Raw genomic sequence first — 20,491 nt, 5'->3', positions numbered from 1 at the left:
GTATGTACTCTTATTTTGCCATAAACAAATAGTATAATGTTCACAAGATACACTCCTTTAGAATATAGACTGAAATCAATAGTTGAGACACGTTTTTCAATTTACCCCGGAAAGGCCTACTGCAGGAGTCATTCAGAACATTCATTAACCCTCAAGCTGAAAACTGCTTACTCGCTGATAAACGATCTGAGTTTCTCCCTTTGCAGCCATTTTCAGAAAAATTGGATACGTGGTCTTTAAGTAACTTATTTTGAAGCTGCTTCCGTTTGAATAGGTGTGAGATACGATCTGGCGCTGTGGATTCGTTTCCGATTGTAAGACCGATGAATTCAAAAATAGTGTATTTTGAATTCATCAGTGTAATATTTTTGCTTAACATCAACCTTCCTTTTATGTGGATTTCAACGAAGTTGATGAATGTTTTATCCAATCTATTGCATTGAAAAGAAATAATATCCCTCGAAAATCATTAAACTATAAAACACCATTAGAAGTATTCTTGCGTCACATAAGCAAAGAGGACTTGTCTAACTTAATTTGACAATTAATAATAAAAAAAGAGAGTGCCGATGCACTCTCTTTTTCAATACTAAATTTTAAAAAATAATATTTATTATTTTATTATTTGCTTAAAGCGTCTTTCGCTTGGTCAGCTAGTGCAGTGAAAGCTGATGCATCGTTTACAGCTAAGTCAGCTAACATTTTGCGATTGATGTCGATTTCAGCTAATTTCAAACCGTGCATTAATTTAGAATAGCTTAAGCCATTCATACGAGCTGCTGCGTTGATACGAGCAATCCATAATTTACGGAAGTCGCGTTTCTTTTGACGACGATCGCGGAATGCGTAGTTGTATGAATTCATTACTTGTTCTTTTGCTGTTTTGAACAAAGTATGTTTTGATCCGTAATATCCTTTAGCTAATTTAAGCACTCTTTTACGACGTTTACGAGTTACTGTTCCACCTTTAACACGTGCCATGTTTAATTCCTCCTAAATGAATCTTCTCTTGAATTTTTTTCGATTGGAAAGTTTTAAGTTTGCGTATGATTATTTCATGCGCGCTAGTTGTTGACGGATACGTTTGTAATCGCCCTTAGCAACCATGCTTGCTTTACGCAATTGACGACGTTGTTTTTTTGTTTTTCCGTGGAAACGGTGACTTGTAAACGCACGGAATCTTTTCAATCCGCCTTTACCAGTACGTTTTACACGTTTTGCTAATCCGCGGTGTGTTTTTTGTTTTGGCATAACTAATTTCCTCCTCAAAATCCTTCGTTATCTAACTTTCACTGAAAGTAAGTGTAGTCTACTTGTCGTTTTTAGGCGCTAGCACTAAGAACATGCTACGTCCATCCATCTTCGCTTTTTGTTCGACTGTTGCAACATCTGCAGTTTCTTCCGCTAAGCGATCTAGAACTCTCTGACCAATCTCTTTATGGGTAATGGCGCGACCTTTAAAACGGATAGAAGCTTTCACTTTATCCCCTTTTTCAAGGAACTTGCGTGCATTCCGTAGTTTTGTATTGAAATCATTGACATCGATCGTTGGACTTAAGCGAACTTCTTTTACACTAATAACTTTTTGTTTCTTACGAGCTTCTCGTTCCTTTTTTTGTTGTTCAAAACGATATTTTCCGTAATCCATGATACGAGCAACTGGTGGTTTCGCTGTAGGTGCTACTAGCACTACATCCAAATTAGCTTGTTCAGCAATTTTTAATGCTTCAGCTTTAGTTTTCACTCCAAGTTGATCTCCGTCTTGACTAATCAAACGCAACTCACGTGCACGAATGCCGTCGTTTACCATCATATCCTTTGCTATGGTCATTCACCTCCAAGTTTTTTGAGAGAAAGAAAGGATTACCACAAACTGGGGTACAAAAAAACGAGCTCGTATACGAACCCGCACGTAACCCAAGTAAATTGGATAACTATCTGCCCAGCAACAATTGCTACAAGGCGAGAAGCGGGTGCTTCTGCTTTCATTTCTCAACTCTATCAGTATAACTATTGACAACTTAAAAGTCAATAGAAAACACCATACATGGATTAAATTTTTGTTCATGGTAAGTTGTAAAATGAAATGCATAAAGAAAAATTTTTGTTCATTCTTCAAGAAACGGCCGAAAAAAATTCATTTTCTTGCCATCGTTCTTTAAATAGTCTACGTCTTATTTTGTATCAAAAAAGACGTAGACTATTAATTATCGGTTTTGCAACTTGCTCAACAATTTGCCATTCACCAAATTATAGATGACTGTACTTATTGATAAATTGCTTTAATTGGATCCATTCTCGCTGCACTAAATGCAGGGATAATGCCAAAGATAAGTCCAGTCAGTGTTGAAACTCCTGTTGAAATAGCAAATATTGGTACTGTCATGACGGGGGTTATATCAATATAGCCACCAATAATCACCGATAAACCATATCCTAATGCTACTCCAAGAAAGCCACCTAATAACGTGATAAACGCCGATTCAAGTAAAAATTGCCATAAAATCATTCTTGGTTTGGCACCAATGGCTCTTCGAATCCCTATTTCTCGTTTTCGTTCGGTGACAGATACGTACATAATATTCATTACACCAATCCCACCTACTAAGAGAGATATGGCTGTAATAGCCATCAAAAACATTGTCATACTTCCGATTGATGCTTGAATTTGTTCCATGTTTTTCTTTTCTTGATTGTCTTCGCCAAAGGCACCTTGAATTTCTTCATGTGCCTCCATTAAAATGGTAGTTGCTTGATCAATCACTTGTTGCCGATTGGTGCCTTCTTTTAGTTTGAAAACGATCGTAGTGATTGGTTTTGACTGGGTCAGCTCATTGTACGCATCTTTGGGTACAAAGTTACTCTGTGCTAGATTCCAGTCAGTTGTCATCGTTGCATTTTCATAGTCAAACGCTGGGAGAATACCGATAACCTTGAACATTCTACCGCCTATCGATACCGCTTGGTTAACCAATTCTTCAGCAGTTATCGTATCACCTAATTGTTGTTCAACAATATCTTTTCTGAGCAAAATAACATCTTTTCCACTATCTGAGGAACGAAAATCTCGACCATAAACAACCTCATTTGCACCAGGGTTAGGTGCAATATTCAGGTAGGCTTGTAACCCAAAATAATCTAGCACCCCGTCGATGACACCACTTCCCATGCCACTATCATAGAGTGGATAGATGGTCTCAACTCCTTCAATATCACGAACACGTTTCATATCAACTTTGCTAAAAGAAAATTCTGTTCCATCATTAAATGTGTATTCTTCTTCCGATTGGTCACTGGGAATATACTTTAATTTTAATTCATTGGCTGACAAGCTCTTATTGGTAGCATCCACGACTTGCTTTTTCATTCCTTCTCCCAAAGTGGAAATGGTAACTACCGATGCAATGCCAATGATAATCCCAATCATCGTCAAGAACACACGTAATTTATGTGCGCGAATGCTAAGCAAGGTTGTTATCATAAGATTTCGAATCATGAGAGATAACCTCCTCTGTTTCGAAGCGACCGTCCTTCATATGAATGACGCGCGTTGCGTATTTTTTTAAATCTTCGTCATGCGTCACCATGACAATTGTTTTTCCTTTTTGATTCAAGTCCGTTAGTAATTCCATAATATCGCGACTTGTTTCCGTATCTAAGGCCCCAGTTGGTTCATCTGCCATAATTAACACCGGATCATTCACCAATGCTCGTGCAATTGCTACTCTTTGTTGCTGTCCTCCTGATAATTCCGTCACTTTTGCCGTTTTTTTGCTTGCAAGTCCGACTACTTCAAGAAGTGCTTCCGATAATTTCCGTTGCTCTTTTCGGTTTTTCTTTCCTTCATACACACAAGGCAACTCAATATTTTGACGAATATTTAAGGATTGAATCAAGAAAAATTGTTGGAAAATGAACCCCAAATGCCGATTGCGATAATTTGATTTGGTATTTTCATTTAATGTAGAAACATTTTTTCCTTGAAAACAATAGGTTCCACTATTTGCTCGATCAAGGAAACCAATGATATTCATCAATGTTGTTTTGCCACTACCTGACTTACCCATAATCATAATAAATTCACCTTGATAAATGGTTAAATCCAACTCTTTTAGTACATGCAATTGTTCTTTGCCCATCGTAAAATACTTGTTCATACCGGTCATTTCGATAAGAGGAGTTTGCTTCTTTTCCATCGCTTTCTCCTCCTATTCTATATCAGTGGATGTTGTATCAATGACATCCCCTTCTTTTACTTCCGTTTTAGATGAAACGATGATGCGATCGCCTGCTTCTAATCCTGAAACGATGTGGGTTGTCTCCCCATCTTCCTCAGCTAGGACAATGGTTTTACGAATCACAGAACCAAAGTCATTGACAAGGACATAACTAGTGTCTCCTTCTTGATGAATGGCTGCCGTCGGAATAAAAATAGGTGTTTCCTCTCCCACATTGATAGCGGCTTGAATATGGTACCCATTTTTTACCTTTTCAGGTTCGTCAATACTTAATTTCACTTTGTAACTAGATAAATTGGCAGCTTGGCCCCCATCACCACTGGCCTCACCATTTTGTTCTGGTGGATTGGCATCAATATATTGAATATGACCAGACAATGTTGTGCCATTTGAAACAATCGTTAAATTGGCCTTTTGATTCACTTGAATTTTTTCAAGATCTTTTTCATTCACTGTACCGGCAACATACAACGTCTCGGATATCAATCGCATGATTGGTGTATTCGCTTCTTTTACTTCTGGAATAGCTACCTTTCCTTTAAAATCAGCCGTTGTTTGAATAATTTGCTTTTCATTTAAATCAGCAAGTGTTTCATTAATATATTGTTCTTCTTCTAGAATCGTATCTAGTTCTGTTTGGTATTGGTTATCCAATTCTTCTTTTGTTGTAGTTCGTTCCTCTTCAGATGTTTTTTTCCATTGCTCAATGGCTCGGTTCCACTTGCCATAGAGCGCAACTTTGCGATTCGCTTGCCGGGTCAACGCATTCGTTTGATTTTCAACCTCACTTGTCACTGCTAGATCCTCAACTTCATATAAGACCGTCCCAGCATCTACTACTTGTCCATTTTGAACCTTTAGAGTTGGAACACTTTTTTTCTCTTCCCCCAATATATATGCTTGCGATTGTTCTGGTTGGACTTTTCCATTAATATACACTTGATCCATTTCTGAAACATCAAAATAAGTAATCTCCAACTCTTCTTTTGAAGGTGCATTTGCTTTTGAATCAGAAGATCCTCCATATTTTATTCCATACCAAATTCCTGCTCCTCCAAGCAATACGATTAAAACTGAACCCCAAATTAGCCACTTTTTCTTCATACTCCACCTCTTTTAAATTTAATAAAATGTAAGCCATTTTATTTATCTTATCATGGGAGTGTGCGTCTTTCTACGCCAAGATCATGAAAACTAGCTACCTTACATATCTGTTAGTTTAACAACAGTTGCTCAATTATTTTCAGTAAAAAAACAACGGCCTCACGCCGATAGAAACTCGGAATAAGATCGTTGTTTAAAAATTCAAATTCACTGTAAGACTAGTTCACTTAAAAAAATGTTGTAATCAACGCAAGTATCGCTAATCCACCTTGTTTCAAAATAATTTTTTTGTCACTTGTTAAACTACCATATAAAGCAACCAAAATGATGTATACCAACAATAGACGACTCAATTCAAGCGATGCCCCAGAAATAAAGACGCTGTACAATAAACCGACACCGATCAAGCCATTGTATACCCCTTGATTTTTGAAAAGCGTTTGGACAGATGGGCGATTTAGCTCATCTTTGGTCATATTAAAGACTCTGCTGGTCGCATCAGAGCTAGTCGCGATTGTTTCCAAATACATGATATAGAAAAATTCAAGTGCAACAAGAACAACTAAAATCGAAGTTAACGTAGACATCCTTACGCCTCCTTATCAAATGTGAGAATGCTCGTTTTTTGAGCGGCATAATCAGGCATATGTTGAAACAATTGTTGCAACAAAGGCTGTTGATTATGAGACTCGATTGCTGCTTGGTTTTTCCATTGTTCAATCATGACAAATTGATTTTTGTTTTCAAATGATTCATACAATTGATAATCAATACAGCCGGCTTCTTTGCGTGCTGCTTCAACAAGTGGCAAGATATCTGCTAAAAAGGCCTCTCTTTTTTCTGCTTTAATAAAAAAAGTTGCTTGAATTACTTTCATCATTCTCTCCCCTTATTTATTTAAATTCGGTAATTTTTTCTGCTGCTAAACGTACAGATGAATAACCTTCTTCTTTGGCTTTCCCAATAGATAAAATCATGACTGGTACGTAGCGCTCTTTGTCTAGTCCCATCGCTTCTGCTAACTGATCTGCTTCAAAGCCACCGATTGGATTGGTTTCGTAGCCGTGTGCGCGAGCCACTAGCATAAATTGCATCGCAGCCAAGCTTGAATCGATTTTGACAACATCGTTCATTTGTTGGGTTGTAAAGTTTTTGTAGTAAGGAATAATTGCTGCAAGTTGTTGGTCTCTCACGTCAGCTGGCATTTTTCCTTCTGCAACTGCTTGATCATAAATTTCTTCCCCAAGCTCATAACACGCCATATCTCCAAAAATTAGGACCATCGCTGATGAGGTATCGTTTTGACGCGTGTTAAAGCGAATCAATGGTTTTAAGTTGGCTTTTTGTTCGTCACTTTCTACGACCACAAAACGCCATGGTTGCATATTTACTGAAGATGGTGCGGTCGTTGCTTCTTGAATCATCGCTAACATTTCTTCGTGTGAGATTTTGTACGTTTCGTCGTAGACACGTACGGACTTTCTACCGAATACGATATCTGAAAATGTTTGTTCGTTTGTCATGTTTGTTTCCTCTTTCATTTCACTAATTTTGTTAATAGTTCTAATAAAGCGGCCCCCTCTTGATCATCTAAGGGCAACAAGTTTGCTTGGGTCTGTTCATGCTCGTTTTGACACGTCGTTAAATCAGTGAGCGCTTTTGACGTGGGCTTTACGAATACTTCGCGGTTATTTTCTGAGTTGCGTTTGCGAACGACGTATCCTTTTTCTTCGAGCAATTTCAGATGCCTAGTGACGGCTGCACTATCAATCTGCAATTCATTTTGCAAAACAGTCTGCGTGCATTCACCTTGTTCTTGTAAAAACAACAACAACTCATAGCGCGTGATACTAAATCCAGTCTCCCGCTCAAACTTAGTCGTCGTCTCTTGTGTGGCAAGCTTTAATTGATACAACAATTTACTGACTGCTCTTAAATCCATCGTGGCCCTCCTTTATATGACTAATCAACAATTGACTAGTCAACTATACTGCAAAAAAATTCATTTGCAAAGCATTTTGTTTTAAAAAAATCCAGAAGTTGTTTTTCAAACTTTTGGATTTTCTGATTTTTTATAGTATTCAGATACGCCAAAAATAGTCTGGCTCCGTTCATTATGCTCTGATTTGTTTTAACGTCTGCTCGATAGTTTTCAGCACGGTTTGCGCTGCTTGCGTATCTTCGACAAAGTCCAAGGCATCGCCGTCGATTTGCATTTTAGGACTGGCATCATAGGCGTCATACCATTGATCGTATCGCTTATTTAGCTCTTGATAGTAGTCATACAGGCTAGGATCGTGGGCGATTTGTTCATAAGGTCGCCCTCTTTTGGCAATCCGCTCTAACATTGTGTCGAATGAAATACGAATATGGACCAATAAATCCGGATGTTTCTTTTGCGAAATGTCAGGCAACTCTTCTAGCATATTGGCCAATAATTCATCGTACACCTTTACTTCAGTCTTCGTGGCACGACCGAGATCAGCGTTCAAATGAAACAACAGTGAATCTTCATAAATGGATCGATCCAAGACATTATCAGGATGTGAAAGCGCACGTTTGATGCTATCAAATCGCTTATTCAAGAAATAAATTTGCAATAAGAATGCATATTTTTGTGGCTCGGCATAAAACAAAGGCAATACTTCATTGTCCTCTACTGATTCATAAAAAGCTACACTACCTAAGTGATGTGACAACATGGCTGTCAAACTGGATTTGCCAGCACCGATTGTCCCTGCTAATACAATCATTGTACCCCTCCATCTTTCTCTTCTACTTTTTTCAACCTATCCACTATAACGCATGTAAAAACGGGAAGCAATGACAGAAAGAGACAAAAAATTAAAATTCTTTCTTAAGAAAAGGGATTTTTTTTAAGAAAAAGAGGCGGAAAGCTTAACGTATCAGTCAGAATCTAGTAGAATAAAGCCTAGGTTTACTCAATATGACAAAATTGAAAGAGGAGAATTATGAGAGACGTGGGTATGGGTGAAGCAACAGGGAAAATTATTCTGATGGGAGAACATGCAGTGGTCTACGGCGAGCCAGCAATTGCCTTTCCATTCACTGGCACCAAAATAAGAGCCAGCGTATCTGAATCAGTATCAGGGAATGAATTGACCTCTAGCTATCATTCTGGCAGTCTTTCCAATATACCAGAAGCATTAGCCAATGTGCGTGCATTGACTACCCGCTTACAAAAGGAACTAGTTACTCCTGACTTTCAGCTACAAATTGATAGCACCATCCCGGCAGAACGAGGCATGGGATCTAGTGCTGCTGTTGCTGTCGCGATTACGCGCGCCTTCTTTGATTGGCAAGAGCGCGATTTGACAGAGGAGCAGCTACTTTTTTATGTCAATTACTCCGAACAAATTGCTCACGGAAATCCAAGTGGTATCGACGCTGCTGTGACGAGTGGTAGCCACCCTATTTTTTTCCGTAAAAATAAAGAAATTACGTCCTTTTCTTTGCATTTAGATGCGTATCTTTTAGTTGCAGATACAGGAATTAAGGGCCAAACTCGGGCAGCGGTGAAGTCCGTCGCCCAATTACATGAAGTCGATCAAGCATTTACTGGCAATCATTTGCAACAAATCGGGCGCTTAACCAAACGGGCACAAAAAGCCATCATGGGCAATCGACCGGAAGAATTAGGTTTATTGATGACTGAAGCCCACTTACGTCTTGCTTCATTACATGTCAGCAATACAACGTTAAATGAATACATTCGTCTTGCTCTCTCAGAAGGAGCATTAGGTGCCAAGTTAACTGGTGGCGGTCGCGGGGGTTGCTTTATTGTCCTGACAAAAAGCAAAGAAGACGCTGAACGGATTGGCCAAAAATTAAAAGTAGCTGGGGTGAAAGATACTTGGTTACAAGGATTGGGAGTTTATCAATATGTTTAAGGGAAAGGCACGTGCCTATACAAATATTGCTTTAATTAAATACTGGGGGAAAGAAAATCAAGCGCTGATTCTACCGAAAAACAATAGTTTGTCACTTACATTAGATGGATTTTACACCGAGACCGAGGTGCTATTTACTGAAGAAGCCACGAAGGATTGTTTTTACCTTGATGGTGTGAAGCAGTCTGAACAAGCGACAAAAAAAGTCACTACTTTTTTGAATTTAGTCCGTGAACGGGCCAACTGCCCGTTTTTTGCTGTCGTTCGTAGCCACAATCATGTTCCGACAGCTGCTGGACTGGCTTCTTCGGCTAGCGGGCTTGCTGCCTTAGCCGGTGCTTGCAATCAAGCACTGGGCCTTAATCTTGCACCTAAAGAACTGTCCAAGCTAGCACGACGCGGCTCTGGCTCTGCCTGCCGGAGTATTTTTGGTGGCTTTGTAGAATGGGATCGTGGTGACTCAGATGAGACCTCCTACGCCCTACCGGTTGATGCCCAAGGATGGGAACAAGAGCTAGCAATGATTTTTCTCTTGATTAACGATCAGCCTAAAGACGTCTCTAGCCGCGAAGGCATGCAGCGAACAGTCGAGACTTCAGCATTTTACCCACAGTGGGTCAAAGAAGCTCAGGCAGACCTACACATCGCAAAAGAGGCTATCCAGCATCATGATTTTCAAAAATTAGGGACTGTCATGGAAGCCAATGCCTTAAAAATGCACGCAACGACACTGGCTGCCGTCCCTCCATTTACGTACTGGTCACCAGATAGTTTGCGTGCGATGAATCTAGTGCGCTCGATTCGTCAAGCAGGCTTGCCTTGCTACTTTACAATGGATGCTGGCCCGAATGTCAAAGTCCTTTGCCAGAAAAAAGATGTTGCTGCAATTTTTGAAGCATTGTCTTCTACTTTTTCCGACCAGCAAATGGTTGTCGCATACGCTGGCCCAGGAATCGAACTTTTAGAAATGGACGTGACAAAATGATTGAAGTTTCTGTACCCGGAAAACTATACATTGCAGGTGAATACGCCGTTGTCGAGCCTGGTTACCCAGCTGTCATCGTCGCTGTGGATCAATTTATCACCGTAAAAATCGAAGCTGCGACAAAAAGTGGCACCATTCACTCCCAACAGTACAGCGATCTACCCATTCGATGGACGCGTCGCAATGGTGAACTGGTATTGGATCATCGGGAAAATCCCTTTCACTATATTTTAGAAGCGATTCGCTTAACAGAAAAATATGCGGCTGAAAAAGGTCGCTTACTTGCCTTTTATGACTTAAAAGTGACGAGTGAATTAGACAATTCCAATGGACGTAAATACGGTCTTGGATCAAGTGGTGCGGTGACTGTGGCGACCGTTAAGGCCTTGAATTTGTTTTATGATTTGGAGATGGATCAGCTGACGGTCTTCAAGATTTCAGCGCTGGCTCACTTGGCCGTGCAAGGAAATGGCTCTTGTGGCGACATCGCCGCTAGCTCATATGGTGGTTGGATTGCTTTTTCGACATTTGATCATAAATGGGTCTTAGATAAGCAAGAAAAATGGCCAATCGGACATCTCTTAGCTGAACCTTGGCCCATGCTCACGATTCAACCATTACCAACACCGAAAAATTTACGACTAGTCATTGGCTGGACAGGTAGTCCTGCTTCGACATCTGATTTGGTCGACCAAGTCTCGCAATCGCGCGGAGAAAAGCAAAAACTGTACCAACAATTTTTAGATGAAAGCAAAGACTGTGTGCAAACTCTGATCGATGCTTTTATGGAAGAAGATGTTCCGACAATCAAACGCATGATTTTAAAAAATCGTGAACTACTAGCCAATCTATCTCAGATTACTGGGGTCATCATCGAAACGCCTTCGCTTGAAAAGCTGTGTCAGTTAGCTATCTCTTGCGGGGGTGCAGCGAAGTCATCCGGAGCTGGTGGCGGGGATTGTGGCATCGTGATTGCTGACCAACGAACCGGTATCTTACCTTTGATGAGTGCCTGGGAAAAAGCAGACATCATTCCTTTACCACTGCACGTCTATCATTATCGAGGAGGAAAAAAATGAATCGCAAAGACGAACATGTTTCACTAGCCAAAGCCTTTCATAAAGATCGTCCATCCGACTTTGATCATGTTCATCTTATCCATCGTTCCTTTCCGCAAGTGGCTGTAGATGACATTTCGATCACCTCGGAAATGGCTAGTTTGCCATTGAAGACCCCCTTCTTTATTAATGCGATGACCGGTGGCAGTGAAAAGACCAAGCAAATCAATGAGCAATTAGCCACGCTTGCTCGTGAAACATCCTTGGCGATGGCAACAGGATCGGTCTCGATTGCCTTGAAGGATCCGTCTGTCCAAGATAGCTTCACAATCGTAAGAAAAACCAACCCCACAGGCATGATTCTTGCCAATGTTGGTGCAGGGAGTTCGCTAGAGCAAGCACAGCAAGCCATCGATTTACTTGAGGCCAATGCCTTGCAAATCCATGTGAATGCACCTCAAGAACTTGTCATGCCAGAAGGAGACCGTGATTTTCGCTATTGGTTAGAAGATATCGCTAAGATTGCTAGCACCCTTTACATTCCCGTGATTGTGAAAGAGGTTGGGTTTGGTATGACCCGTGAAACCATCCAACAGCTCATCGACTGCGGTATCACCAGCATCGATGTCTCCGGCCAAGGGGGCACTAGCTTTACCCAAATCGAAAATGCTCGCCGAAAAAAAAGAGAGTTTGGCTATTTGGATTCATATGGTCTTTCGACGGTTCAATCGCTACTAGAAGCTAATGAAGTCCCTTATCCATATGAATTCATCGCATCTGGCGGCATACGCCAGGCATACGATATCTTCAAAGCATTAGCATTAGGTGCCAATGCAGTCGGCATTTCAGGAACTATTTTGACTCATTTGTTAACGAAAGGGCTCGATGAAACAATCCTACTCGTCCAACAATGGCAATCAGAGTTAACGACGCTCTATGCCATGACTGGTAGTAAAACTACCGCGCAAACACGAACTGTGCCATTATATTTTACCGGTTCAGTTCGTGAGTGGTGCGATGCGCGTAGAATCGCACCCGATAGCTACAGTTTTCAAACTAGCTGACTTTAAAAAAGGAGTGTGACAGAATTTTGTCACACTTCCTTTTTTTTTGTAAAAAATATCCTAGATTCATCTTTTTAAGGTTATCTTTAGTTGGACATGCTACAATCGACAGTATATGGGAGAGGTGAAAAAATTGATTAAATTATTGGTAGTAGAAGATGATGCTGTGTTATCTGAAAATATTTTAGAAATTATTGAACCCCTTGGTGAAGTCACCCAAGTCTACACGGGTAGTGAAGGGTTATTTGAATTAGAATCCAATATTTATGATTTAGTTATTTTAGATTTAATGTTGCCTGAAATGAATGGCTATGAAGTACTTGCACAAGTGCGGAAGCAAAATATTCAAACCCCCGTCTTAATCTTAACCGCAAAGGATGCCTTAGAGGATAAGATTACCGGTTTTGAAAAAGGCGCCGATGATTATTTAACAAAACCATTTTACCGTGAAGAATTAACCATGCGTGTAAAATCATTACTCAAACGCTCATTAGGATTATTTGATGAAAATTCATTGGTCTATCGAGACTTGACCTGTTCGTTAAATACCAAAGAAGTGACGTATAATGGCGAAGTCTTACCGATCCAAGGGAAAGAATTTGAACTGTTAGTCTACTTCATTCAAAATCAACGCGTCATTTTAACGAAAGAACAAATTTTCGACCGTATATGGGGATTTGATTCTGCTACGACATTGACCGTGGTTGAAGTCTACATGAGTAATCTACGTAAGCACTTACGGACAACGGGAATTGATAAAGACCTACAAACTTTAAGAAATGTTGGTTATATGTTAGCCGGAGCAGGTGCAAATGAATAAAGAGTTGTCAAAGAAACATCGGATTCGTTTTTTCTTGATGAATGTGCTAGCGTTCGCCTTGATTTTTTTCGCTCTTGGATTGATTGTTCTAAACGTCTTTCATCTTTCCGCTTATCGCGAAACAGATGATGTCTTAAACTCCACAAGTATCAGTTCCCCGATTGTGCAGCTAGAGCTAGAACGCTACGAGCAACAAGATCCGTCATACAAAAATACCATGAGTAAATCATCCACCCCTTTTCGTGGTGGCATGAGTAATAATTTCAATACCCAAGTCATTCTCTGGTCCAAAGACGGTGAAATTTTAAATACCGATACATTAGGTGGCCGCTTTACCCAATTTCAAAATCTATCTTTGAATACCAAATCACTAGATGCTATCGACACGATTGAGCTACAAGATACTGCTTCGGACAACACTTCTGTCTTTCATTCAGTTACTTTAAAGAATACAAGTGACGAAGATAGTGAAGTTGCCTATGTCCAAATTTTGGCCAACACCAATCAAATTCGTTCAGCGTTAGCTAATTTTCAAGTGATTTTAATTTTGTGCATGGTTCTCTTTTGGTTCCTTTCGATTGGTGTGAGTTACTATCTCTCTAGTCTCTCCATGAAGCCCATCTTAGCTTCTTGGAAACAACAGCAAGAATTCGTAGAAAATGCTTCTCATGAATTACGCACACCTTTAACAATTATTCAAAATAGCTTGCAACATTTATTTACAAAGCCGAACCGTACGATTATCGAAGAATCCGAAAGTATCGCGCAAGCACTGACGGAAACAAGACGCCTGACAGGATTGACCAATGATTTACTCGTCATCGCTCGTAACGACTCCAATCAACAAACTTTGCATGACGAAGCAATCACAGTCCAAACTTTCCTGACAAATCTCATGAAGCCTTTCCAAGAAATGGCCGAACTCGATCAAAAAACATTTGTCTATGAATCGACAGTCGCCCCCAATGTTACTTGGACATTTGATGAGAAAAAGATGCACCAAGTAATCGTGATTTTGTTAGATAATGCATTGAAGTATACCAATAGTGGTGATACGGTCAAGCTTATTAGTACGATAAATAAGGAATGGCAAATCGAAGTTCAAAATACCGGACCGTCGATTTCAGATCATGACAAAGAACATATTTTTGATCGGTTTTATCGTGAAGATCGTTCCCGTTCGAAAGAAACTGGCGGCTACGGCTTAGGTCTAGCAATTGCCAAACAAATCATCACCGAACACAAAGGGACAATCATCGTCAAAGATGTGCAACCAAAAGGGGTTTGTTTCCAAGTGAAATTACCAAAACGTGTAGCGAAAGTGGACGCCACCAAGAAAAAGTAAACAAAAAATGCTAAGACACACTCATTCAACTACAAGCAAGAAAACCAGAAAAGCTAAAAGTTGTTTCGACACCTTTTAGTTTTTCTGGCTTTTTGTTTGTAGCTAATTTTGTCACAGCTTCATCTATTCACTTTTCCCAAATAGTCGTTTAAAAAAGCTCGCTTTTGGTTGTCTAGGTTCTTCTTTGATGGCCACTTCATTAGCGACTGCTGCTTCAAATTGTTTTGCGTCTTGTAATAGCAGGTGATTTAATCCAATCAGGCCTTTTAAACTAGCTTCAAGACGACGACCTTCCCCTGTCTCCAACGATTGCCCCTGTTGCACTACAAGTCGCAGGGAATGCTGCTGCGCTTGTAATAAGGCGACTGTGTCTTCATCTACAGGAGTATCGGCAAATTTCCCAGGTGCGTCATCTGCTAGTATCTCGACCGCTTCCGTGTAATCTCTCAATTCAAATACAAACCGTTGTAGTTGCTCTTGCTTCATCAAATATGGGTTTTGACTATAGATTTCTTGCAGTTGTTTCAGCCGTTGATTCAAAGTTAAGCTAACCAAAATTGGTGATTCTTCTGTCATTCTAATACTCCTCTCTGTCAATATTTTTATCATAACCCAATTCAATCAGAAGGTCTATTTGAAAAAACACTGCAAAAGCTCGCTCTCTCGCTTGCTTTTACAGTGTTCGGATTACAATCATTAGCCTTCGTATGCGTCTAAGATAATTTGTTTCAACTCAGAAATAAGTGGTTCTTTTGGATTTGCTGTTGTACATTGATCTTCATACGCTAATTCCGCCATACGGTCAACGGTGTTATCCAAAATTTCTTGTGTCACACCTTGAGCCTTTAAGTTCATATCAATACCGACATTGACACCCAAATCATAGACTGCTTGAGCCAAAGCTTCTACTAACTCTTTAGTCGTTTTTCCTTTTAGACCTAAGAAGCGTGCAATGTCCGCATAATCAGTATCCGCACGGAAGTAGTCATATTTAGGGAACATCGCATGTTTTTGTGGGTCTTTTGCATTGTATCGAATAACGTGTGGCAATAAGATTGCATTGGTACGACCATGAGGAATACCATATTCTCCACCAATTTTGTGCGCAATCGAGTGAGAAATTCCTAAGAAGGCATTGGCAAAGGCCATCCCAGCCATCGTTGATGCGTTATGCATTTTTTCGCGAGCTTCCATATCGGCTGTATGTGTTGATTTTTCTAAATAATCAAAGACAAGTCGGATTGCTTGTAAGCTTAAGCCACGTGTATAGTCTGACGCCATTACTGAAACATATGATTCAATCGCGTGCGTCAAGACATCCATACCTGTATCTGCTGTCACTGACGCCGGTACTGACAAGACAAATTGCGGATCAACGATTGCAACGTCTGGTGTTAATGCGTAGTCAGCTAATGGATATTTCACGTGTGTTTCACTATCTGTAATTACTGCAAATGGTGTTACTTCAGAACCAGTTCCTGATGTTGTAGGAATGCAGACAAATTGTGTTGTTTCAGGTTTGTCAATTTTGTATGTCCGTTTACGGATATCTAAGAATTTTTGTTTTGCTCCGAAGAATGATGTATCTGGGTGTTCGTAAAACATCCACATGCCTTTTGCTGCATCCATCGCAGAGCCACCACCAAGAGCGATTACAGTATCTGGTTTAAAGTCGACCATCATTTTTGTTCCAGCATAGACTGTATTGGTTGATGGATTTGGTTCAACGTCTGAGAACACTTCAATTTTTACATTATTTGAACGACGAGCCAATACTTCACGAACCGTATCTGCATAGCCAAATTGCACCATACCAGGGTCACAGACAATCATCACGCGTTCAACATTTTCCATTTTTTCTAAATACAACAATGAATTTTTTTCAAAATAAATTTTTGAAGGTAATTTGAACCATTGCATATTATTTCTCCGTTTCGCTACTGTTTTGACATTAATTAAGTTTACTGCAGACACATTCCGTGAAACTGAATTCTTACCATATGATCCACATCCTAGCGTCAATGATGGAATCATTTCATTGTAGATATTTCCGATTCCGCCTTCAGCAGATGGTGTATTAACTAATATACGACAAGCTTTCATTCGTAAGCCAAATTTGACTTGTAGCTCTTCATTTTCTGTATGAATAACAGCTGTATGTCCGAGTCCACCAAGGTCTAGCATCCCTTCGCATAGTTCAAAGCCATGCTCAGTTGAATTAGCTTTGATCATCGCTAGTACTGGTGATAATTTTTCACGAGACAATGGATAATCAGGACCAACACCTGCTAATTCAGCAATCAATAATTTCGTTCCTTTTGGTACGTCAATACCAGCTAAGCTCGCAATCTCTTCAGCTGAATGGCCAACGATTGCGGGATTGACTGCGTATTTCCCTTCATTCATTACTGCATCTTCTAATTTTTGTAACTCTTCTTTTTTCACAAAATAGACTTGATGTGCTTGGAATTCTGCTTTGACTGCGGCATAGACTTCTTTGTCGACAATCACTGCTTGTTCAGATGCACAAATCATTCCATTGTCAAATGTTTTCGATACAATCAAATCATTGACTGCTCGTTTTAATTTTGCTGTTTTTTCGATGTATGATGGTACATTTCCTGGTCCAACACCTAATGCCGGTTTTCCTGTTGAATACGCTGATTTCACCATGCCCGATCCACCAGTCGCTAATACAATGGCGATGCCTGGATGATTCATCAAGCCTTGCGTTGCTTCAATCGATGGGTATTCAATCCATTGTACACAATGCTCTGGCGCACCTGCTGCAATCGCTGCATCGCGCACGATTCGCGCTGCTTCAGCGGAACATTTTTGAGCGCTTGGATGAAAAGCAAAGACGATAGGATTACGAGTCTTTAAAGCAATCATCGCTTTAAAAATCGTAGTAGATGTTGGGTTAGTCGTTGGTGTTACCCCACAAACGACCCCGACTGGCTCTGCAATTTCGATAAGACCTTTTTGTTTGTCTTCATTGATAACGCCGACTGTTTTGTCATGCTTAATAGAATGCCAAATATACTCTGATGCATACATGTTTTTGATTGCTTTGTCTTCATAAATGCCGCGGCCAGTTTCTTCGACTGCTAATTTTGCTAAATACATGTGTTTATCTAAGGCAGCCATTGCCATTTCATGCACAATGTGGTCAACTTTTTCTTGATCAAAATCAGCCATTGCTTTTAGTGCTTCATTACCTTGTGCAGCTAATTTATCAATCATTACTGATACATCAATCGCTCCTGTTGTCTTTTCTACTTTTGTTTTTGCCATAATTCGTTCCTCCTAATCCTCTTAAACATTGTTAATATATTCACAAATAGAGTGTACAACAAATACCAGTAGTTGTAAAGAGTTTATTGTGATGTTTTTCACTTTATTTTTTGCAAAAAAAAATTAGCCGCTGAGGACTAATCTTCTTTCGTTGTTGGTTCAACTGTTGGTTCTGTTTCTTCTACAGGAGCGTCTACCACTGGCGCCTCTTGTGTAACGATTGGTTCTTCTGTTGTTGGAGGCGTCACTGTACGAATCGCTGCTCGTTCAAACTCTAAATAAACGCCTTCGCAATCCAATGTAACGGTTTTTTTGTCATCATCTACTTCATAGATCACTCCATGCAAGCCACCAATCGTGATGACTTTACTGCCCGGTTGCATAGAATTTAATGTTTCTTCTCGTTGCTGTTGTTGTTTCTTTTGTGAACGTTGGAAAAAGAACATCATTCCCGCAAAAAAAACAACCATAATAACTACTTGTAACATCTCTTCACCTCATTTTTTTATCTCTTTCTACTTTATCACATACGTTTCAAGAAACTCTAGCTTTTTAGAAGTTTTTCGCATTTTCTTTATTAAATCCATACTCTTCAAAGAAATGTTGCCGGAATTCCAATAAATTATCGTCCATAATTGCTTGACGGACTTGGCGCATAAGATTTAACAAGAAGTACAAATTGTGATAAGAGGTCAATCGCATACCAAATGTTTCATCACATTTGATTAAATGACGGACATACGCACGACTATAATTTTTACAAGTATAGCAATCACAATTTTCATCAATTGGTCGGAAGTCGCGTGCATATTGTGCATTTTTGACAACCAGACGTCCTTTCGAGGTCATACATGTTCCATTCCGAGCGATACGAGTCGGCAAGACGCAATCAAACATATCCACGCCACGAATGACGCCATCAATTAAGGAGTCAGCGGCACCCACACCCATCAAATAGCGCGGCTTGTCTTCTGGGATCAAAGGCGTAGTAAATTCTAGCACACGATTCATTTCTGATTTTGGTTCTCCTACTGATAAGCCACCGATTGAATAACCTGGAAAATCCATACTTATCAAATCCTTGGCGCTTTGTCTGCGTAGTTCCTCAAAACCTGCTCCTTGAATAATACCAAATAGGCCTTGGCGATCGGGATGCAAGTGTGCTTCAAGCCCTCGGGCAGCCCAACGAGACGTACGCTCAACGGATTTTTTGACATAGTCATAGCTTTCATCAAATGGCGGACATTCATCAAAGCTCATCATAATGTCAGAGCCTAGCTTATTTTGAATGTTGATGGCTTTCTCTGGAGACAAGAAGAGCTTTGAGCCATTCAAATGATTTCTAAAATGAACGCCCTCTTCTTCAATATTACGCATATCAGCAAGGGAAAAGACTTGAAATCCTCCTGAATCAGTCAAAATAGGCTGATCCCAATTCATAAACTTGTGCAGTCCGCCTGCCTCTTCGACAATGTCTTCTCCCGGACGTAACCATAAATGATAGGTATTGCTTAAAATAACACCTGCACCCATCTGTTTTAATTCTTCAGGCGCAATTGTTTTAACAGTAGCAAGTGTCCCTACTGGCATAAACATTGGTGTCGGAAACGTACCGTGTGGTGTAATCAGCTCACCGAGGCGCGCACCGGTGTGTTTTTCTTTTTTTATTAATCGATAACGAATGGCTGGTTGCGACATTCATTTCCCTACTTTCTATTCTTTTTACGTATACAATTCATCATACGTTTTCTAACGATCATTTGCAAGTCACAGTTTCCTCCCAACAACTTTGTAAGTTGTATTCAGGCCTTAATTTGCTATACTTAATGGTAATAGGAGGAAAGTTATGAAATCAAATCGCGAAATCAAAAAACAGGCCAAGGAACTGTTGGCCGGACGCTGGGGAAGTGCTATTTTATTAAATCTTGTCCCCACCTTGTTAGTTATTGTAGTCTTTGTTTTGATCGGTATCCCTAGTATCTGGGCTTTATCGTCCATAACTCAGGATACAAGCACCACTATATTAACGAACGTCAGCAGTGACAATGATCCAAATTATATGGTCACACTAGGTGCCAATATTATCGGGACATTATTTAGCACCGCCATTACGTGGACATTTTTAGACTTATTGCGTGGAACAAAGCAAAAAATCAATCCACTTTCGGATGCCTTTCGTGCATTTCAATCACCATTTTTATTGGCTGTCGTTATTATCTGTATTCTAATCAGTATTTTCCAATCACTCTGGTTCCTTTTATTTGTTATTCCTGGAATTATTAAAGGGTATTCGTATTCACAATCGTATACCATTTTTTATGACACGTATCAACACACCGGTGAAAAGATGGGCTATTTGGATAGTATCACGGCAAGTCGTCGACTAATGAACGGCTACAAAATGCAATTATTTTTATTAGATTTAAGCTTTATCGGCTGGCATATTTTGTGCCTATTCACGGCAGGAATCGGCTATTTATGGTTAACACCGTATATTGCAGCTAGCCATACCGCATTTTATGATAGCTTACCAAAAGAAGAAGCACTGGTTTTCTAATGTCAAAAATAGAGTCGAGCAATAGGATCGGAATGTTCGAACAGTGATTTGTAAGAAGAAACGAATACATTTTGAAAAAGAGCAAAAAGAACCAGAACGTCCAGAAGTTTGAGTA

Annotated in this window: 22 protein-coding genes, 1 pseudogene and 1 other annotated feature; of the genes and pseudogenes, 8 read left to right on the top strand and 15 right to left on the bottom strand. The window is 39.9% G+C overall.

Going from position 1 to position 20,491, the window contains the following annotated elements; translation table 11 throughout:
- Positions 1 to 394: 394 nt before the first annotated feature.
- Positions 395 to 541 (top strand): annotated as a pseudogene (locus tag NE257_RS00480) (IS30 family transposase); the annotation flags it as partial.
- 80 nt (positions 542 to 621) lie between these two features.
- On the opposite strand, the gene rplT reads toward NE257_RS00480, so the two are convergent.
- From rplT to NE257_RS00425, 11 genes are all read right to left on the bottom strand, one after another.
- A complete protein-coding gene (gene rplT / locus NE257_RS00475; protein ID WP_007209111.1) occupies positions 622 to 981 on the bottom strand; it encodes a 50S ribosomal protein L20 in 360 nt (119 codons plus the stop codon).
- A gap of 69 nt (positions 982 to 1,050) precedes the next feature.
- Positions 1,051 to 1,251 (bottom strand): 50S ribosomal protein L35, encoded by a 201-nt coding sequence (gene rpmI / locus NE257_RS00470; protein ID WP_007209112.1) that lies wholly within the window; start codon positions 1,249 to 1,251, stop codon positions 1,051 to 1,053.
- A 58-nt stretch (positions 1,252 to 1,309) separates the two neighbouring features.
- Positions 1,310 to 1,831, bottom strand: coding sequence for a translation initiation factor IF-3 (gene infC / locus NE257_RS00465; protein ID WP_007209113.1), 522 nt, complete (start codon positions 1,829 to 1,831; stop codon positions 1,310 to 1,312).
- A gap of 43 nt (positions 1,832 to 1,874) precedes the next feature.
- Positions 1,875 to 1,991, bottom strand: a sequence feature (ribosomal protein L20 leader region).
- Positions 1,992 to 2,266: 275 nt separating this feature from the next.
- A complete protein-coding gene (locus NE257_RS00460) occupies positions 2,267 to 3,496 on the bottom strand; it encodes an ABC transporter permease (RefSeq protein ID WP_251869544.1) in 1,230 nt (409 codons plus the stop codon).
- Complete coding sequence (locus NE257_RS00455; RefSeq protein WP_251885540.1) at positions 3,462 to 4,196, bottom strand: ABC transporter ATP-binding protein; 735 nt, start codon at positions 4,194 to 4,196, stop codon at positions 3,462 to 3,464. The genes NE257_RS00460 and NE257_RS00455 overlap by 35 nt, the downstream gene beginning before the upstream one ends.
- Positions 4,197 to 4,208: 12 nt before the next feature.
- A complete protein-coding gene (locus tag NE257_RS00450) occupies positions 4,209 to 5,342 on the bottom strand; it encodes an efflux RND transporter periplasmic adaptor subunit (protein ID WP_251885539.1) in 1,134 nt (377 codons plus the stop codon).
- A gap of 227 nt (positions 5,343 to 5,569) precedes the next feature.
- Positions 5,570 to 5,929 (bottom strand): DUF1304 domain-containing protein, encoded by a 360-nt coding sequence (locus NE257_RS00445; RefSeq protein ID WP_007209117.1) that lies wholly within the window; start codon positions 5,927 to 5,929, stop codon positions 5,570 to 5,572.
- A gap of 2 nt (positions 5,930 to 5,931) precedes the next feature.
- Positions 5,932 to 6,219 (bottom strand): putative quinol monooxygenase, encoded by a 288-nt coding sequence (locus NE257_RS00440; protein ID WP_040366985.1) that lies wholly within the window; start codon positions 6,217 to 6,219, stop codon positions 5,932 to 5,934.
- A gap of 16 nt (positions 6,220 to 6,235) precedes the next feature.
- Positions 6,236 to 6,865: a nitroreductase family protein gene (locus NE257_RS00435; RefSeq protein WP_040367435.1), complete on the bottom strand. Its 630-nt coding sequence runs from the start codon at positions 6,863 to 6,865 to the stop codon at positions 6,236 to 6,238.
- Positions 6,866 to 6,879: 14 nt separating this feature from the next.
- Entirely contained in the window at positions 6,880 to 7,284 is a 405-nt protein-coding gene (locus tag NE257_RS00430) for a MarR family winged helix-turn-helix transcriptional regulator (protein ID WP_007209120.1), read from the bottom strand.
- 172 nt (positions 7,285 to 7,456) lie between these two features.
- Positions 7,457 to 8,095: a deoxynucleoside kinase gene (locus NE257_RS00425; RefSeq protein WP_251851038.1), complete on the bottom strand. Its 639-nt coding sequence runs from the start codon at positions 8,093 to 8,095 to the stop codon at positions 7,457 to 7,459.
- A gap of 219 nt (positions 8,096 to 8,314) precedes the next feature.
- Between NE257_RS00425 and mvk the strand changes: the two genes are divergently transcribed.
- The 6 genes from mvk to NE257_RS00395 all read left to right on the top strand — a co-directional run bounded on the left by mvk (position 8,315) and on the right by NE257_RS00395 (position 14,525).
- Complete coding sequence (mvk, locus tag NE257_RS00420) at positions 8,315 to 9,253, top strand: mevalonate kinase (protein WP_251885538.1); 939 nt, start codon at positions 8,315 to 8,317, stop codon at positions 9,251 to 9,253.
- Positions 9,246 to 10,238, top strand: coding sequence for a diphosphomevalonate decarboxylase (gene mvaD, locus NE257_RS00415; RefSeq protein WP_251885537.1), 993 nt, complete (start codon positions 9,246 to 9,248; stop codon positions 10,236 to 10,238). Before mvk ends, mvaD begins: the two co-directional genes overlap by 8 nt.
- Entirely contained in the window at positions 10,235 to 11,317 is a 1,083-nt protein-coding gene (locus tag NE257_RS00410; RefSeq protein WP_007209124.1) for a phosphomevalonate kinase, read from the top strand. Before mvaD ends, NE257_RS00410 begins: the two co-directional genes overlap by 4 nt.
- A complete protein-coding gene (gene fni, locus NE257_RS00405; RefSeq protein ID WP_251851035.1) occupies positions 11,314 to 12,360 on the top strand; it encodes a type 2 isopentenyl-diphosphate Delta-isomerase in 1,047 nt (348 codons plus the stop codon). The genes NE257_RS00410 and fni overlap by 4 nt, the downstream gene beginning before the upstream one ends.
- A 133-nt stretch (positions 12,361 to 12,493) precedes the next feature.
- Positions 12,494 to 13,180, top strand: coding sequence for a response regulator transcription factor (locus NE257_RS00400; RefSeq protein ID WP_251851034.1), 687 nt, complete (start codon positions 12,494 to 12,496; stop codon positions 13,178 to 13,180).
- Complete coding sequence (locus NE257_RS00395) at positions 13,173 to 14,525, top strand: sensor histidine kinase (protein ID WP_251885536.1); 1,353 nt, start codon at positions 13,173 to 13,175, stop codon at positions 14,523 to 14,525. The genes NE257_RS00400 and NE257_RS00395 overlap by 8 nt, the downstream gene beginning before the upstream one ends.
- A 123-nt stretch (positions 14,526 to 14,648) precedes the next feature.
- Here NE257_RS00395 and NE257_RS00390 read toward each other — a convergent pair whose 3' ends face one another.
- The 4 genes from NE257_RS00390 to tgt all read right to left on the bottom strand — a co-directional run bounded on the left by NE257_RS00390 (position 14,649) and on the right by tgt (position 19,517).
- Entirely contained in the window at positions 14,649 to 15,101 is a 453-nt protein-coding gene (locus NE257_RS00390) for a hypothetical protein (RefSeq protein ID WP_251885535.1), read from the bottom strand.
- 120 nt (positions 15,102 to 15,221) lie between these two features.
- Positions 15,222 to 17,819, bottom strand: a complete 2,598-nt coding sequence (adhE, locus tag NE257_RS00385) for a bifunctional acetaldehyde-CoA/alcohol dehydrogenase (RefSeq protein ID WP_251854572.1) — start codon at positions 17,817 to 17,819, stop codon at positions 15,222 to 15,224.
- 137 nt (positions 17,820 to 17,956) lie between these two features.
- Positions 17,957 to 18,307 carry a preprotein translocase subunit YajC gene (gene yajC, locus NE257_RS00380; RefSeq protein WP_007209131.1) on the bottom strand — a complete coding sequence of 117 codons (351 nt, stop codon included), beginning with the start codon at positions 18,305 to 18,307 and terminating at the stop codon, positions 17,957 to 17,959.
- 64 nt (positions 18,308 to 18,371) lie between these two features.
- Positions 18,372 to 19,517, bottom strand: a complete 1,146-nt coding sequence (tgt, locus tag NE257_RS00375) for a tRNA guanosine(34) transglycosylase Tgt (protein ID WP_007209132.1) — start codon at positions 19,515 to 19,517, stop codon at positions 18,372 to 18,374.
- A gap of 148 nt (positions 19,518 to 19,665) precedes the next feature.
- On the opposite strand from tgt, the gene NE257_RS00370 reads away from it, so the two are divergent.
- The gene (locus tag NE257_RS00370) at positions 19,666 to 20,376 is read left to right on the top strand and encodes a DUF975 family protein (protein ID WP_007209133.1); all 711 of its coding nucleotides are present in this window, start codon (positions 19,666 to 19,668) and stop codon (positions 20,374 to 20,376) included.
- Positions 20,377 to 20,491 lie beyond the last annotated feature (115 nt).

Source organism: Enterococcus italicus, assembly GCF_023743875.1.
Classification (GTDB): domain Bacteria; phylum Bacillota; class Bacilli; order Lactobacillales; family Enterococcaceae; genus Enterococcus_G; species Enterococcus_G italicus.
Note: the sequence above shows the minus strand (reverse complement) of the source record. Positions and strands in the feature narration are given on the sequence as shown.

Excerpts from the sequence above, each read along its gene's own strand:
- rplT (WP_007209111.1), bottom strand. The coding sequence starts at position 981 with ATGGCACGTGTTAAAGGTGGAACAGTAACTCGTAAACGTCGTAAAAGA.
- rpmI (WP_007209112.1), bottom strand. The coding sequence starts at position 1,251 with ATGCCAAAACAAAAAACACACCGCGGATTAGCAAAACGTGTAAAACGT.
- infC (WP_007209113.1), bottom strand. The coding sequence starts at position 1,831 with ATGACCATAGCAAAGGATATGATGGTAAACGACGGCATTCGTGCACGT.
- NE257_RS00460 (WP_251869544.1), bottom strand. The coding sequence starts at position 3,496 with ATGATTCGAAATCTTATGATAACAACCTTGCTTAGCATTCGCGCACAT.
- NE257_RS00455 (WP_251885540.1), bottom strand. The coding sequence starts at position 4,196 with ATGGAAAAGAAGCAAACTCCTCTTATCGAAATGACCGGTATGAACAAG.
- NE257_RS00450 (WP_251885539.1), bottom strand. The coding sequence starts at position 5,342 with ATGAAGAAAAAGTGGCTAATTTGGGGTTCAGTTTTAATCGTATTGCTT.
- NE257_RS00445 (WP_007209117.1), bottom strand. The coding sequence starts at position 5,929 with ATGTCTACGTTAACTTCGATTTTAGTTGTTCTTGTTGCACTTGAATTT.
- NE257_RS00440 (WP_040366985.1), bottom strand. The coding sequence starts at position 6,219 with ATGAAAGTAATTCAAGCAACTTTTTTTATTAAAGCAGAAAAAAGAGAG.
- NE257_RS00435 (WP_040367435.1), bottom strand. The coding sequence starts at position 6,865 with ATGACAAACGAACAAACATTTTCAGATATCGTATTCGGTAGAAAGTCC.
- NE257_RS00430 (WP_007209120.1), bottom strand. The coding sequence starts at position 7,284 with ATGGATTTAAGAGCAGTCAGTAAATTGTTGTATCAATTAAAGCTTGCC.
- NE257_RS00425 (WP_251851038.1), bottom strand. The coding sequence starts at position 8,095 with ATGATTGTATTAGCAGGGACAATCGGTGCTGGCAAATCCAGTTTGACA.
- mvk (WP_251885538.1), top strand. The coding sequence starts at position 8,315 with ATGAGAGACGTGGGTATGGGTGAAGCAACAGGGAAAATTATTCTGATG.
- mvaD (WP_251885537.1), top strand. The coding sequence starts at position 9,246 with ATGTTTAAGGGAAAGGCACGTGCCTATACAAATATTGCTTTAATTAAA.
- NE257_RS00410 (WP_007209124.1), top strand. The coding sequence starts at position 10,235 with ATGATTGAAGTTTCTGTACCCGGAAAACTATACATTGCAGGTGAATAC.
- fni (WP_251851035.1), top strand. The coding sequence starts at position 11,314 with ATGAATCGCAAAGACGAACATGTTTCACTAGCCAAAGCCTTTCATAAA.
- NE257_RS00395 (WP_251885536.1), top strand. The coding sequence starts at position 13,173 with ATGAATAAAGAGTTGTCAAAGAAACATCGGATTCGTTTTTTCTTGATG.
- NE257_RS00390 (WP_251885535.1), bottom strand. The coding sequence starts at position 15,101 with ATGACAGAAGAATCACCAATTTTGGTTAGCTTAACTTTGAATCAACGG.
- adhE (WP_251854572.1), bottom strand. The coding sequence starts at position 17,819 with ATGGCAAAAACAAAAGTAGAAAAGACAACAGGAGCGATTGATGTATCA.
- yajC (WP_007209131.1), bottom strand. The coding sequence starts at position 18,307 with ATGTTACAAGTAGTTATTATGGTTGTTTTTTTTGCGGGAATGATGTTC.
- tgt (WP_007209132.1), bottom strand. The coding sequence starts at position 19,517 with ATGTCGCAACCAGCCATTCGTTATCGATTAATAAAAAAAGAAAAACAC.
- NE257_RS00370 (WP_007209133.1), top strand. The coding sequence starts at position 19,666 with ATGAAATCAAATCGCGAAATCAAAAAACAGGCCAAGGAACTGTTGGCC.